Origin of the sequence: Streptomyces sp. Rer75, from assembly GCF_013414305.1 — a bacterium.
Classification (GTDB): Bacteria; Actinomycetota; Actinomycetes; order Streptomycetales; family Streptomycetaceae; genus Streptomyces; species Streptomyces himastatinicus.
Genome location: NZ_CP058693.1, coordinates 5836547 through 5848513, shown reverse-complemented (window position 1 = coordinate 5848513; position 11967 = coordinate 5836547). Strand labels below are relative to the sequence as shown.

Below are 11967 nucleotides of genomic sequence, written 5' to 3'. Positions count from 1 at the left end.
CCCTCCGCAGATGATGCGCGTCACCTTGAGCCTCCAGGCTGGTACATATCGTCACCTGAGCGATTGACAGCCCCGGACATGTGTCCGAGAGCTTTACCCATCAACCGCCTCCGCACTCTCAACGACGGTCACCCGAAAGAGTTACGGGGTTCGGCGGCCACCTTCGACACTCTACGTGAGCCCTCGGACACGGAGGCGCTTCCCCGCGCAGGTCGCGCCCTGTCACGTCTCCCCCAAAGGTCATCCCCTTCGGTGGCATTTGGCGACCTTGCTTCCAATTTGCCGGTCTGTGTGGCTAGATTCGCAATGAGTCATATTTACATCTACTTACACAGTAGGTGTACGACCCGGGACACAGCGTCCGCAGCCGATCGCTTCGAGGAGACAAGGCAATGGCAGATTTCTCCCGTCTTCCCGGTCCGAACGCCGATCTGTGGGACTGGCAGCTCCTGGCCGCATGCCGCGGTGTCGACAGCTCGCTCTTCTTCCACCCGGAAGGGGAGCGCGGCGCGGCCCGCAGCGCGCGCGAGATGTCGGCGAAAGAGGTGTGCATGCGCTGCCCGGTACGGGCGCAGTGCGCGGCTCATGCCCTGGCCGTGCGCGAGCCGTACGGGGTCTGGGGCGGACTGACCGAGGACGAGCGCGAGGAGCTGATGGGGCGGGCCCGCCATCGCACGGTCGCCTCCTCGGGAGCCCCGGGGTCCTGACCGGGATCCCCACTCCCCCGCTCACTGAAGAAACGTTCCATCACCCCCACCGCCGACCGTGACCACCGACGATCGGCGGGTTTTCGCGCGTCAGCGCCGCGCCGCCAGCTCCAGCCGGTCCAGGGTCGCCGCCACCGCCGGAACCCGCGCCAGGTCCGGCAGCGTCAGCGCCACCACCTCGCGCCGCACCGCCGGCTTGACCCCCAGCGTCGCCGTCCCCTTGGCCCGTACGCACTCCACCGCCAGCTCCGGCAGCACCGCGACCCCGAGCCCGGCCCCCACCAGCCCGACCACCGCCGGGTAGTCGTCCGTCGCGAAGTCGATCCGCGGGGTGAAGCCCTCGGCCTCGCACACCTCCACCAGATGGCGCCGGCACCGCGGGCAGCCCGCGATCCACGGCTCCTCGGCCAGTTCCCCGATCCCCACCGTCCCGGCCCCGGCCAGCCGGTGATCGTGCGGGACCATGACCACCAGCCGGTCCCGCAGCAGCGGCCGCACCACCAGGTCGTCCCACCCCGCCGCCGGGTCCGCGTCGGGATCTGCCGCAGGCCCCGCCTGCGGATACCGGAAGGCGAGCGCGATCTCGCAGTCGCCCCCGCGCAGCATCGCCACCGAACGCGGCGGCTCGGCCTCCACCAGGGAGACCCGCGTCCCCGGGTGGGCGGCGCGCATCCCGGCGAGCGCGGTCGGCACCAGCGTCGAGCTGCCGCTGGGGAACGACACCAGCCGCACCCGCCCGGCCCGCAGCCCGGCGAGCGCCGCGACCTCCTCCTCGGCGGCGGTCAGCCCGGCGAGGATGCCCGCCGCGTGCCGTACGAGCGCCTCGCCCGCCTCGGTCAGCCGCATCTCCCGCCCGGTACGGATCAGCAGCGGCGTCCCCGTGGACTGCTCCAGGGCCTTCATCTGCTGGCTGACGGCGGGCTGGGTGCAGCCCAGCTCGCGGGCGGCGGCGGAGAAGGAACCGGTGGCGGCCACCGCGCGCAGCACCCTCAGATGACGAGCCTCGATCATGCCCCCGAGCATAAGGGGCACTTGGGTGCGGACCGGAATATCGCGCCGGTGCTTTGACGGCGTAAGGGGTGGCTTGTCGATCGGGCCGGAACGGTATCGGCCGCCCGGGGCCGCGGCGCCCGGGCGCGGAGTGCTCGTCCGGCCGATAACGTGCGCGTATGACGACTGCATTGATTACCGGAACCACGGCGGGCATCGGCTCCGCCTTCGCGAGCCGGCTCGCGGCGGACGGGCACAACCTGGTGCTGGTCTCCCGCGACGAGAAGCGGCTCCGGGACCAGGCCGCCGACCTCCACGACCGGCACGGGGTCGAGGCGGAGGTCCTGCGCGCCGACCTGTCCGAGGACGCCGGTATCGCCGCGGTCGAGGAGCGCTTGGGGGACCGTACGCATCCGGTCGATCTGCTCGTCAACAACGCCGGTTTCGGCAACAACGGCCGCTACCTGGAAGCGCCGCTCGCCGATGAGCTGCGGATGCTGAAGCTGCACTGCGAGGCGGTGCTGCGGCTGACCAGTGCCGCCGCCCGGACGATGCGGGCGCGGGGGCGCGGCGGGGTGATCAACGTGGCCTCGGTCGCCGCCTTCTTCCCGCGCGGGACGTACGGGGCGAGCAAGGCGTGGGTCGTGCAGTTCACGCAGGGCGCGGCGAAGGACCTGGGGCGGTCGGGGGTGCGGCTGATGGCGCTGTGCCCGGGGCTGGTGCGGACGGAGTTCCACGCCCGGGCGGGGATCAAGCCGGAACATGCGCCGAGCTGGATGTGGCTGGACCCTGACCGGCTGGTCGCGGCGGCCCTGAAGGACTTCGCGCGGGGGAAGACGCTGTCGATTCCGGACCCGCGGTACAAGGCGATGACGGGGCTGGCGAAGCTGGTGCCGCGGTCGGCGGTGGCGGGCGTCTCCTCGAAGGTGGGCCGGTCCCCGGTCAAGGGGTGAGCGATCGAATCGAGGAGTGAGCGGCGTTGCGCCCCGCCACGGCGCGCGACGCGCGAAGGCGCGGCCACCCCCTGCGGGGCGGCCGCGCCTTCGCGTGGCGCTCGGGTCGCGTCAGTGCGCGTGGCCGTGGCCGTGGCCACCGGCCTCGGCCTCTTCCTCGGCCGGCTTCTCGACCACCAGGGTCTCGGTGGTGAGCAGCAGCGAGGCGATGGAGGCGGCGTTCTCCAGCGCGGAGCGGGTGACCTTGACCGGGTCGATGACGCCGGCCTTCACCAGGTCGCCGTACTCCTCGGTCGCGGCGTTGTAGCCGTGGCCCTTCTCCAGCTCGGCGACCTTCGAGGTGATGACGTAGCCCTCGAGGCCCGCGTTCTCCGCGATCCAGCGCAGCGGCTCGACGACGGCGCGGCGGACGACGGCGACACCGGTGGCCTCGTCGCCCTCCTTGCCCAGGCTGCCTTCCAGCACCTTGGCGGCGTGGACCAGAGCGGAGCCACCACCGGAGACGATGCCCTCCTCGACCGCGGCGCGGGTCGCGGAGATGGCGTCCTCCAGACGGTGCTTCTTCTCCTTCAGCTCGACCTCGGTGGCCGCGCCGACGCGGATCACGCACACGCCACCGGCGAGCTTCGCGAGGCGCTCCTGGAGCTTCTCGCGGTCCCAGTCGGAGTCCGTGGACTCGATCTCGGCCTTGATCTGGGCGATGCGGCCGGCCACGTCGTCGCTGTTGCCGCCGCCGTCGACGATGGTGGTGTCGTCCTTGGTGACGGTCACGCGGCGGGCGGTGCCCAGCACGTCCAGACCGGCCTGGTCGAGCTTGAGGCCGACCTCCTCGGCGATGACGGTGGCGCCGGTGAGGGTCGCGATGTCGCCGAGCATGGCCTTGCGGCGGTCACCGAAGCCGGGGGCCTTCACGGCGACGGCGTTGAAGGTGCCGCGGATCTTGTTGACGACGAGGGTGGACAGGGCCTCGCCCTCCACGTCCTCGGCGATGATCAGCAGCGGCTTGCTGGCGCCGGCCTGGATGACCTTCTCCAGCAGCGGCAGCAGGTCCTGGATCGAGCCGATCTTGCCCTGGTGGATCAGGATGTACGGGTCGTCGAGGACGGCCTCCATACGCTCCTGGTCGGTCACCATGTACGGCGAGAGGTAGCCCTTGTCGAAGGACATGCCCTCGGTGAAGTCCAGCTCCAGGCCGAAGGTGTTGGACTCCTCGACGGTGATGACACCGTCCTTGCCGACCTTGTCCATCGCCTCGGCGATCAGCTCGCCGACCTGCTTGTCCTGGGCGGACAGCCCGGCCACGGCGGCGATGTCGGACTTGGAGTCGATCGGGCTGGCGGTGGCCAGCAGGTCCTCGGAGACGGCCTTGACGGCGGCGTCGATGCCCTTCTTCAGGGCGGCCGGGGAGGCACCGGCGGCCACGTTGCGCAGGCCCTCGCGGACCAGCGCCTGGGCCAGCACGGTGGCGGTGGTGGTGCCGTCACCCGCGATGTCGTTGGTCTTGGTCGCCACCTCCTTGACGAGCTGGGCGCCCAGGTTCTCGTACGGGTCCTCGACCTCGACCTCGCGGGCGATCGTGACACCGTCGTTGGTGATGGTCGGAGCACCGAACTTCTTGTCGATGACGACGTTGCGGCCGCGGGGGCCGATCGTCACCTTGACGGTGTCCGCAAGCTTGTTGACGCCGCGCTCAAGGGCGCGACGGGCGTCCTCGTCGAACTTCAGGATCTTCGCCATGGTTGCGTATGTCCTCTCATTGCGATCCTCGGCCGCCGTGCGGGGGCAGCCGCCGTCGCGTCAAAAAAACGAACCGCGCCCCGACCCCGGGTATCTGTGACACGGGCACCGGGGCGCGGCTCAAGGCAAAACTTCGGTGACTACTTCTCGACGATCGCGAGGACGTCGCGAGCCGAGAGGACGAGGTACTCCTCGCCGCTGTACTTCACCTCGGTGCCGCCGTACTTGCTGTAGAGCACGACGTCGCCGACCGAGACGTCGAGCGGAAGCCGCTTGCCGTCCTCGAAACGGCCCGGGCCCACGGCCAGGACGACGCCCTCCTGGGGCTTCTCCTTGGCGGTGTCCGGGATGACCAGGCCAGAGGCCGTGGTCTGCTCGGCGTCGAGCGGCTGGACCACGATGCGGTCCTCGAGCGGCTTGATGGCAACCTTGGAGCTGGCGGTCGTCACGATCCGACCTCCCCCTTCGGAGATCTCACGGGGTTAACTGTCTGAGGTGGCGACCAGGTGGATCCGTCGTCGCGGGTGCCGGACCTGCCCGTCGCTGTGTTTGGCACTCCGCAGTGCCGAGTGCCAGCCCTGACATTATGACGCGGTTAGCACTCCGTCAACCAGAGTGCCAAGCGAGGCGCCGCCGGACCGCACGGACGCCGTGCCGCCGTCGCTCAGACGTAGTCCTCCAGCCGCGCCACGGTGAAGCCCTGCGCCTGGATCTCGCGCAGCAGCGCGGTGATCATGTCGGTCATGGTGTGCCCGTCGAGCTGCTCCGGGCCGCGGAAGTGCGCGAGCACGATGTCCCCCGGTTGGAGCCGTCCGCCGGACCGGTAGACAAGACCCTGGGTCTCCATCTCGGCGCGCCACAGCACCACCGGCCCCAGCCCGCAGTCGGCCGCCGCGCGCAGGGTGGTCTCGTCGTACTCCCCGTAGGGCGGGCGGAAGAGGCGCGGCTGGACGCCGAGCCGGTTCCGGAGGTTCTCCTGCTGCCCGCAGATCTCCCGCACCTGGGTGCCGTAGTCCTGCCCGGCCAGGCTGGGGTGGGTGAGCGTGTGGTTGCCGACGCCGCCGCCGAGCCGGTGCAGCTCGCCGAAGTAGTCGTACCGGCCGTCGACCGCCTGGTCCGTCAGGAACTCGGTGAACGGCAGCCCGAGGTCCCGGACTTGGTCGATGAAGCGCGGGTCCTTCTCCAGTCCGTCGTCGATCGTCAGGAAAACCACCCGATCGGTGGTCGCCACCTGACGGATGACGGGCGGCAGCCCCGGCGGCTGGTCCCCGTCCGGCACGAGCGGCGGCTTGACGGCGGGCGGCCGCGGCGGCGGGTCCAGCGGCCGGTCCAGACCCCAGCGGTGGTACGCGCCCGGGGCGACCCCCGGCGCCGGGCGCGGCGACGGCGGGGGTGGCTTCGCGTCGTCCCCAGCGGGGTCCGAGGAGGGCGCGGACGCTTCCCCGGGCGGCGCCCCGGACGGTGCGGACACGGCGGGTGCCCCGGACGCGAACCACGGGGCGGCCGCGCCCGGCGTCTGCCGCGGCCCGGCGGCCTCCCTGCCCGCCCCGGCCAGTGGCGCGGGGGCGGCGAGGGTTCCGCAGCCGGCGAGTACGGCCGCCGCGGCGGCGAGAACCAGACACCTGGAAAGACCAGCGTTGATCATCATCACACAAGCGATCTTCATCTCTACGGTGCGCGGACGCGCGACACGCGGGTGCGGATGCGCTCCCCGGAGCGGGGAGAATGGGCCATGTGGACGTTGACGCCTTCGACTCACTGCTCGGCGACGAGGGGCAGGCGCTGCTCTCCGCGCTCCGGAACTACGACCCGGCGCGGGAGCTGGCCACCGCGACCCGGCTGCGCCGCGACCATCCGGCCGCCCTGGTCTCGGCGGCCCTGACCCAGGCACAGCTGCGGCAGCGGGCGGTGCCCAAGTTCGGGGCCGAGGACGCCCATCGCATGTACTTCACGCCCGACGGCGTCGAGCAGTCCACCCGTACCTCCGTCGCCGCCTACCGCGCCGACCGGCTGGCCGGGTTCGGGGTGCGCAGCGTGGCCGATCTGTGCTGCGGCATCGGCGGCGACGCCATCGCGATGGCGCGGGCCGGGCTCAGCGTCCTGGCCGTCGACCGCGACCCGCTGACCTGTGCGGTCGCCCGGGCCAACGCCGACGCGCTGGGCCTGTCGCAGCTGATCGAGGTGCGCTGCGCCGACGTCACCGGGATCGACACCTCGTCGTACGACGCGGTCTTCGTGGACCCCGCCCGGCGCGGCGGCCGGGGCCGGGTCTTCGACCCCGAGGCGTACTCCCCGCCGCTGTCCTGGGCCATCGAGGCCGCCCGTACGACCCCGCGCGCCGCCCTCAAGATCGCGCCCGGCATTCCGCACGAGGCGGTGCCGGAGGACGCGGAGGCCGAGTGGATCTCGGACCAGGGGAACGTGAAGGAGGCCGTCCTGTGGTTCGGCACCGCCCGCCCCGGCATGCGCCGCGCCACCCTGCTGCCCACCGGCCACTCCCTGCTCGGCACCCGGCAGCTCCCGGACCCCGAGTCCGGCCCGGTCGGCCGCTGGCTGTACGAACCGGACGGCGCCGTCATCCGCGCCCACCTCGTGGCGGACGTCGCGGCCCGGATCGGCGGCCGCCTCATCGACCCGACGATCGCCTACATCACCACGGACGAGCTGCGCCCGACGCCGTACGCCACCGCGTACGAGATCACCGATGTACTGCCGTTCAACCTGAAGAAGCTCAGGGCGCTGCTGCGGGAGCGCGAGGTCGGCATCGCGACCATCAAGAAGCGCGGCTCCGCCATCGAGCCGGAGCATCTGCGCAAGAAGCTGCGGCTGGAAGGGGGCAACGCCTGCACGATCCTCCTCACCCGCTCGGCGGGCGCCCCCACGATGCTCCTGGGGCACCCGGCCTCCTAGGGGGTGCTCTTCTGCTCCGCGCGGAGTTCGAACCACACCCCCTTCGCGTACATCCCCACGGGGTCCGCGTCAGCCGTGCCCCAGGCGTCGGCGAGGGCGGCGACCACGCCGAGGCCGCGGCCCCGCAGATGGTCGGGGGCGGCGAGCCGTGCGGCGGTGGGGAGTTGGGCGGAGGCGTCGAAGACCAGGACGCGGAAGCGGGGCGGCTCGATCATCACGCGCAGCGTCAGGGAGTCGCCCTCGGCGTGCAGAAAGGCGTTGGTGGCCAGCTCGGAGGTGCACAGGGTGGCCACCTCGACCAGGTCCTCCTGCCCCACGGAGCCCAGCACGCAGGCGACGAAGTCCCGGCACACCTTGGCGGAGGTGGCGTGCCGGTTGCTCTGGAGCGTGTAGACGTACGGGTCCTTGGAGGGAACGGGCGGGCGACGCGGTGGACTGTCGTCGGACTCGTAGTCGGCATCCATGGGGCAACTCCCTGCGAAGGGGCCTATATCGCGCGTACCGTTACGGCGATCAACGCGCAGTAGCGGCAACGACACCCAAGGTAGGGCAGCGCTGCAAACAACTGCTACGGCCCCGTTGAATTTCCCCGACAATTACTCCTTGAGGGTTACGGAGGACCATGCCACCCAGAAGCGTCCCGACCGCGCGTCAAGTCCGGCTCGGAACAGAACTGAGGAGGATGCGTGAGGGCGCGGGCCTCAGCATCCAGGAGGCCGCCGACCGGCTGGGCATCAACCGCACCCACATCACCAACCTGGAGCTGGCCCGCTTCGGCGTGAGCGAGGAGCGGGTGCGGGCCCTCGCCGCCATCTACACCTGCCCCGACCACGCTTACGTCGACGCGCTCGTCTCCATGACCCGCGAGCGTAAGGGCGGCTGGTGGGAGGAGTACCGGGGCCATATCGCCACCGGCGGGCTCGACCTCGCCGAGTTGGAGTACTACGCCACGAGCCTGCGCGTGGTCGAGCTCATGTTCCTGCCGGGCCTCCTCCAGACCGAGGAATACGCACAGGCCGTGCTCAGCGAGGCCGTTCCGGCGTGGTCGCCGCCCGAGCTGAGGCGCAGGCTGTCCCATCGCATGAAGCGCCGGGACGTCCTCGACCGGGACAACCCTCCCCCGTGCACCTTCATCATCCACGAGGCCTGTCTGCGCATGCGGTTCGGCGGGCCGCAGCTCATGCGCAGGCAGCTGGACAGCCTGCTGGAGGCCTCGACACGGGAGAATGTCACCGTGCGGGTCATTCCCTTCGAGGCGGGCGGGTTCCCGGTCTCCGGCGTATCGGTCACGTATGCCTCGGGCCCGGTGCCACAGCTGGACACCGTGCAGCTCGACGCCGCGCACGGCCCCATGTTCCTGGACGCCGAGACCCAGCTGACCAATTACCGGGCGGTGCTGGCCCGGACGATGAAAGTGACCCTCCCCCAGAAGGAGTCACGTGACATGATCCACGGCATCGCCCAACACCTCTGAAGGCAAGGAAATGTCTCCGATCACCTGGCAGAAGTCCTCCTACTCCACGCAAGGGGACGGCAATTCCTGCATAGAACTCGCCTCCATAGGACCCGACGCCATAGCGCTCCGCGAAAGCGACGATCCCGGCACCGTGGTGACCACCACCCCCGCGAAGCTGCGGCCCCTCCTCCACGCCATCAAGGCGGGCGAGTTCGACCACCTTGCGAGGTAGTCCTCCGGACCGGCTCCGGTCATGGCACGATCATCCCGCTGAGGGGCCGGACCGGAGGGTGGCAGGGATGGAACATGAGTGACGAGAAGCGGTCCGTATCGGATCAGGAACTGTCCGATCTCCTTCAGGATCTGGAGGAGATGCTGCGTTACCTGGAGGAGACGGTCGCAGGTCTCGACCAGTTGGCGAAGACCGTCGGCGACGACTGGAAGGGCCCCGCGGCGACCGCGCACAAGAAGCTCCAGCGGGACGCCTACCGGGACGCGGCGCGCATCCGGCAGATGCTGCTGCACGTCGAGGACGCGACGAAGCGGCGCGGCGAGAGCCTGGGCGAGCGGTATCTGGAGCTGCTGCACCGCTTCCAGTCGCTCCAGCGGTCGTCCGACTGATCAGTCGGACACAAGTCAATCCTCGGCGTCGTCGGGGCTGAGTTCGCGGTTGACGAGACGGTAGTAGCCGATCGCCTTGAGCAGGCCCAGACCGCCCGTCACCGCGAAGACGACGGCGATCCCGATCGCCACCCCGAACGTCTCCGCGCCGAGGTCCGACACCGCCGTGGACGCCCCCAGCACCAGCCCGAGGCAGCACAGCAGCAGCGACGGCAGCAGCCACAGCAGCGCGCTGCCCGACACCCGCCAGTGCGGCAGCGTCTGCGGGTCCCGCCCCAGCTCGGCCCAGTCCCGCAGCCGCGCGCCGACGAACACGTCCCGCCGGATGCCCGACGCCAGGCCCAGGCTGGAGGGGACGGTGGCGCCCAGGGCCAGCCCGAGGAAGATCACGCCGAGGATGTGCTCGACGATCTCGCCGGTCACCAGGAACTGGAACCCCGACACCGCCAGCGTCCACCCCAGCGCGAACACCAGCGTCAGCAGCCACAGCAGCAACGCCCGATGCGGCGCCATGTACCACCGCGCCAGCGTCCCCATCGCCCGCGCCCGATCGGCGAGCAGCCCGGCACGGTCGGGCCAGTGCCGCAGGTCCGGGGCGGGCGGGGGTGGTGGCAGCGCGTCGGGCGGGGTCATGGAACGCAGTCTCTCAGTTCTGGCAGAGGCGTGAACTCCATTCCTCCGCGGCTCACAGGAACCCGGCCGGTACGCAACCCTCGCCGTCGCGAAACGCGTTACGCGACCGACTCGAAGCGCCATCGGTGGACGGCCCGGCGTATCAGGTCGGGGCCCGGCTCGGGCAGTTCGGGGAGGTCTGGGGTGTCGTACGTACCGTCCCACCAGGTGATCACGAGCACCCGGTCCTCGGGCGCGCGGAAGGTTTCGCGGCGCAGCGGGGGCGGGTCGAGGGGCTGGTCGGCGGTCCAGGCGAGCAGGTCCTCGCCGCGGCCCTCGACGGCGCGGGCTTCCCACATCAGGGCGACGGTCATGCGTACAGGTTCTTCCGGCTCAGCTCGTGAACGTGGTCGTGGTGGTGCGGCGCGGGCGCCGGGACGTGGGGGTCCGTCACCGGGAGCGAGGAGTCGGCCGACAGGTCCCAGGCCGACGCGGACCGGCCGCGTGCGACCATCTCCGCGCCGAGGGCGGCGACCATCGCGCCGTTGTCCGTGCACAGCTTGGGGCGCGGCACGCGCAGCGTGATGCCCGCGTCCTCGCAGCGGCGTTCGGCCATGGCGCGCAGCCGGGAGTTGGCGGCGACGCCGCCGCCGATCATCAGGTGGTCGATGCCCTCGTCCTTGCAGGCGCGGACGGCCTTGCGGGTCAGGACGTCGGCGACCGCCTCCTGGAAGGAGGCCGAGACGTCGGCGACCGGAACCTCCTCGCCCGCCGCCCGCTTGGCCTCGATCCAGCGGGCGACGGCCGTCTTGAGGCCGGAGAAGGAGAAGTCGTACGCGGCGTCGCGCGGGCCGGTCAGCCCGCGCGGGAAGGCGATCGCGTCGGGGTCGCCGTCGCGGGCGATGCGGTCGATGACGGGGCCGCCGGGGAAGCCGAGGTTGAGCACCCGGGCGATCTTGTCGAACGCCTCGCCCGCCGCGTCGTCGATGGTCGAGCCCAGCGGCCGGACGTCCGTGGTGATGTCGGGCGCCAGCAGCAGCGACGAGTGGCCGCCGCTGACCAGCAGCGCCATGGTCGGCTCGGGCAGCGCGCCGTGTTCGAGCTGGTCGACGCAGATGTGGGAGGCGAGGTGGTTGACGCCGTACAGCGGCTTGCCGAGGGCGTACGCGTACGCCTTGGCGGCCGAGACGCCGACGAGCAGGGCGCCCGCGAGGCCGGGACCTGCGGTGACGGCGATGCCGTCGAGGTCGGAGGCGGCGACTCCGGCGTCCTTCAGGGCCCGCTGGATGGTGGGGACCATCGCCTCCAGGTGGGCGCGGCTGGCGACCTCGGGGACGACGCCGCCGTAGCGGGCGTGTTCGTCGACGCTGGAGGCGACCGCGTCGGCGAGCAGGGTGTGGCCGCGCACGATCCCGACGCCGGTCTCGTCGCAGGAGGTCTCGATGCCGAGGACGAGCGGTTCGTCAGCCATGGGTCTTCGTTCCTTGTGCGGATGAGGGGGTCGCGACGGTGGTCGCCGGGCCGGTCAGGCGCATGACCAGCGCGTCGACGTTGCCGGGCTGGTAGTAGCCCTTGCGGATGCCGATGGGTTCGAAGCCGAAGCGCTCGTAGAGGCGCTGGGCGCGGGTGTTGTCCACCCGCACTTCCAGGAGCACTTCGCGGCATTCGAAGGCGGTGGCGGCGGTGAGCAGGTCGGTGAGGAGGCGGGCGCCGAGGCCGGTGCCCCAGTGGTCGCGGGCGGTGGCGATGGTCTGGACGTCGCCGGTGCGGTCGAAGACGGCCAGCCCGGCGTAGCCGACTATGCGGCCGTCGGTCTCGGCGACCGTGTAGTGGCGGGTGGCGGCACCGCCGCGGGCGTGCGCCAGCTCGGACCAGAACATGCCCTGCGACCAGGCGTCCTCGGGGAACAGCTCCTCTTCGAGCGCCAGCACCGGGTCGATGTCCCACCAGCGCATCTCGCGCAGTGCGACGTCTTCGTGAG

At 71.2% G+C, this 11967-nt stretch carries 15 protein-coding genes; 6 read left to right on the top strand and 9 right to left on the bottom strand.

Annotated elements, in window-relative coordinates; genetic code table 11:
• The first annotated feature begins 392 nt into the window (after nt 1–392).
• Entirely contained in the window at nt 393–707 is a 315-nt protein-coding gene (locus HYQ63_RS25205; RefSeq protein WP_055557379.1) for a WhiB family transcriptional regulator, read from the top strand.
• A gap of 90 nt (nt 708–797) precedes the next feature.
• On the opposite strand, the gene HYQ63_RS25200 is transcribed toward HYQ63_RS25205, so the two are convergent.
• Nucleotides 798–1718: a LysR family transcriptional regulator gene (locus tag HYQ63_RS25200; RefSeq protein WP_179936087.1), complete on the bottom strand. Its 921-nt coding sequence runs from the start codon at nt 1716–1718 to the stop codon at nt 798–800.
• Between the two features lie 158 nt (nt 1719–1876).
• Between HYQ63_RS25200 and HYQ63_RS25195 the strand changes: the two genes are divergently transcribed.
• Nucleotides 1877–2650, top strand: coding sequence for an SDR family oxidoreductase (locus HYQ63_RS25195; protein ID WP_179936085.1), 774 nt, complete (start codon nt 1877–1879; stop codon nt 2648–2650).
• Nucleotides 2651–2761: 111 nt separating this feature from the next.
• On the opposite strand, the gene groL is transcribed toward HYQ63_RS25195, so the two are convergent.
• The 3 genes from groL to HYQ63_RS25180 form a co-directional block, all read right to left on the bottom strand.
• Nucleotides 2762–4387 carry a chaperonin GroEL gene (groL, locus tag HYQ63_RS25190; RefSeq protein ID WP_063736845.1) on the bottom strand — a complete coding sequence of 542 codons (1626 nt, stop codon included), beginning with the start codon at nt 4385–4387 and terminating at the stop codon, nt 2762–2764.
• A 140-nt stretch (nt 4388–4527) separates the two neighbouring features.
• A complete protein-coding gene (gene groES, locus HYQ63_RS25185) occupies nt 4528–4836 on the bottom strand; it encodes a co-chaperone GroES (RefSeq protein ID WP_123100520.1) in 309 nt (102 codons plus the stop codon).
• Between the two features lie 215 nt (nt 4837–5051).
• On the bottom strand, nt 5052–6035 hold the full coding sequence (locus HYQ63_RS25180; protein WP_257232646.1) for a polysaccharide deacetylase family protein: 984 nt from the start codon (nt 6033–6035) through the stop codon (nt 5052–5054).
• A 77-nt stretch (nt 6036–6112) separates the two neighbouring features.
• Between HYQ63_RS25180 and HYQ63_RS25175 the strand changes: the two genes are divergently transcribed.
• Complete coding sequence (locus tag HYQ63_RS25175) at nt 6113–7297, top strand: methyltransferase domain-containing protein (protein ID WP_179936083.1); 1185 nt, start codon at nt 6113–6115, stop codon at nt 7295–7297.
• On the opposite strand, the gene HYQ63_RS25170 is transcribed toward HYQ63_RS25175, so the two are convergent.
• On the bottom strand, nt 7294–7761 hold the full coding sequence (locus tag HYQ63_RS25170) for an ATP-binding protein (RefSeq protein ID WP_179936082.1): 468 nt from the start codon (nt 7759–7761) through the stop codon (nt 7294–7296). The genes HYQ63_RS25175 and HYQ63_RS25170 overlap by 4 nt on opposite strands.
• Nucleotides 7762–7919: 158 nt before the next feature.
• On the opposite strand from HYQ63_RS25170, the gene HYQ63_RS25165 reads away from it, so the two are divergent.
• The 3 genes from HYQ63_RS25165 (at nt 7920) to HYQ63_RS25155 (ending at nt 9374) form a co-directional block, all read left to right on the top strand.
• The gene (locus HYQ63_RS25165; protein WP_179936080.1) at nt 7920–8771 is read left to right on the top strand and encodes a helix-turn-helix transcriptional regulator; all 852 of its coding nucleotides are present in this window, start codon (nt 7920–7922) and stop codon (nt 8769–8771) included.
• A 10-nt stretch (nt 8772–8781) separates the two neighbouring features.
• Nucleotides 8782–8985 (top strand): DUF397 domain-containing protein, encoded by a 204-nt coding sequence (locus HYQ63_RS25160; RefSeq protein ID WP_179936078.1) that lies wholly within the window; start codon nt 8782–8784, stop codon nt 8983–8985.
• A gap of 74 nt (nt 8986–9059) precedes the next feature.
• Nucleotides 9060–9374 (top strand): WXG100 family type VII secretion target, encoded by a 315-nt coding sequence (locus HYQ63_RS25155; protein ID WP_179936076.1) that lies wholly within the window; start codon nt 9060–9062, stop codon nt 9372–9374.
• Nucleotides 9375–9389: 15 nt separating this feature from the next.
• Here HYQ63_RS25155 and HYQ63_RS25150 read toward each other — a convergent pair whose 3' ends face one another.
• From HYQ63_RS25150 to rimI, 4 genes are all read right to left on the bottom strand, one after another.
• A complete protein-coding gene (locus tag HYQ63_RS25150; protein WP_179936074.1) occupies nt 9390–10007 on the bottom strand; it encodes a hypothetical protein in 618 nt (205 codons plus the stop codon).
• Nucleotides 10008–10105: 98 nt separating this feature from the next.
• The gene (locus HYQ63_RS25145; protein ID WP_179936072.1) at nt 10106–10360 is read right to left on the bottom strand and encodes a hypothetical protein; all 255 of its coding nucleotides are present in this window, start codon (nt 10358–10360) and stop codon (nt 10106–10108) included.
• Complete coding sequence (gene tsaD / locus HYQ63_RS25140; RefSeq protein ID WP_179936070.1) at nt 10357–11457, bottom strand: tRNA (adenosine(37)-N6)-threonylcarbamoyltransferase complex transferase subunit TsaD; 1101 nt, start codon at nt 11455–11457, stop codon at nt 10357–10359. Before tsaD ends, HYQ63_RS25145 begins: the two co-directional genes overlap by 4 nt.
• Entirely contained in the window at nt 11450–11941 is a 492-nt protein-coding gene (gene rimI / locus HYQ63_RS25135) for a ribosomal protein S18-alanine N-acetyltransferase (protein ID WP_179940476.1), read from the bottom strand. The genes tsaD and rimI overlap by 8 nt, the downstream gene beginning before the upstream one ends.
• Between the last annotated feature and the right edge of the window lie 26 nt (nt 11942–11967).

What these genes read in the sequence shown, in the direction of transcription:
- HYQ63_RS25180 (WP_257232646.1), bottom strand. Translation starts at nt 6,035, where the DNA reads ATGATGATCAACGCTGGTCTTTCCAGGTGTCTGGTTCTCGCCGCCGCG.
- HYQ63_RS25175 (WP_179936083.1), top strand. Translation starts at nt 6,113, where the DNA reads ATGGGCCATGTGGACGTTGACGCCTTCGACTCACTGCTCGGCGACGAG.
- HYQ63_RS25200 (WP_179936087.1), bottom strand. Translation starts at nt 1,718, where the DNA reads ATGATCGAGGCTCGTCATCTGAGGGTGCTGCGCGCGGTGGCCGCCACC.
- HYQ63_RS25165 (WP_179936080.1), top strand. Translation starts at nt 7,920, where the DNA reads ATGCCACCCAGAAGCGTCCCGACCGCGCGTCAAGTCCGGCTCGGAACA.
- rimI (WP_179940476.1), bottom strand. Translation starts at nt 11,941, where the DNA reads ATGCGCTGGTGGGACATCGACCCGGTGCTGGCGCTCGAAGAGGAGCTG.
- tsaD (WP_179936070.1), bottom strand. Translation starts at nt 11,457, where the DNA reads ATGGCTGACGAACCGCTCGTCCTCGGCATCGAGACCTCCTGCGACGAG.
- HYQ63_RS25205 (WP_055557379.1), top strand. Translation starts at nt 393, where the DNA reads ATGGCAGATTTCTCCCGTCTTCCCGGTCCGAACGCCGATCTGTGGGAC.
- HYQ63_RS25195 (WP_179936085.1), top strand. Translation starts at nt 1,877, where the DNA reads ATGACGACTGCATTGATTACCGGAACCACGGCGGGCATCGGCTCCGCC.
- HYQ63_RS25160 (WP_179936078.1), top strand. Translation starts at nt 8,782, where the DNA reads ATGTCTCCGATCACCTGGCAGAAGTCCTCCTACTCCACGCAAGGGGAC.
- HYQ63_RS25150 (WP_179936074.1), bottom strand. Translation starts at nt 10,007, where the DNA reads ATGACCCCGCCCGACGCGCTGCCACCACCCCCGCCCGCCCCGGACCTG.
- HYQ63_RS25155 (WP_179936076.1), top strand. Translation starts at nt 9,060, where the DNA reads ATGAGTGACGAGAAGCGGTCCGTATCGGATCAGGAACTGTCCGATCTC.
- HYQ63_RS25170 (WP_179936082.1), bottom strand. Translation starts at nt 7,761, where the DNA reads ATGGATGCCGACTACGAGTCCGACGACAGTCCACCGCGTCGCCCGCCC.
- HYQ63_RS25145 (WP_179936072.1), bottom strand. Translation starts at nt 10,360, where the DNA reads ATGACCGTCGCCCTGATGTGGGAAGCCCGCGCCGTCGAGGGCCGCGGC.
- groL (WP_063736845.1), bottom strand. Translation starts at nt 4,387, where the DNA reads ATGGCGAAGATCCTGAAGTTCGACGAGGACGCCCGTCGCGCCCTTGAG.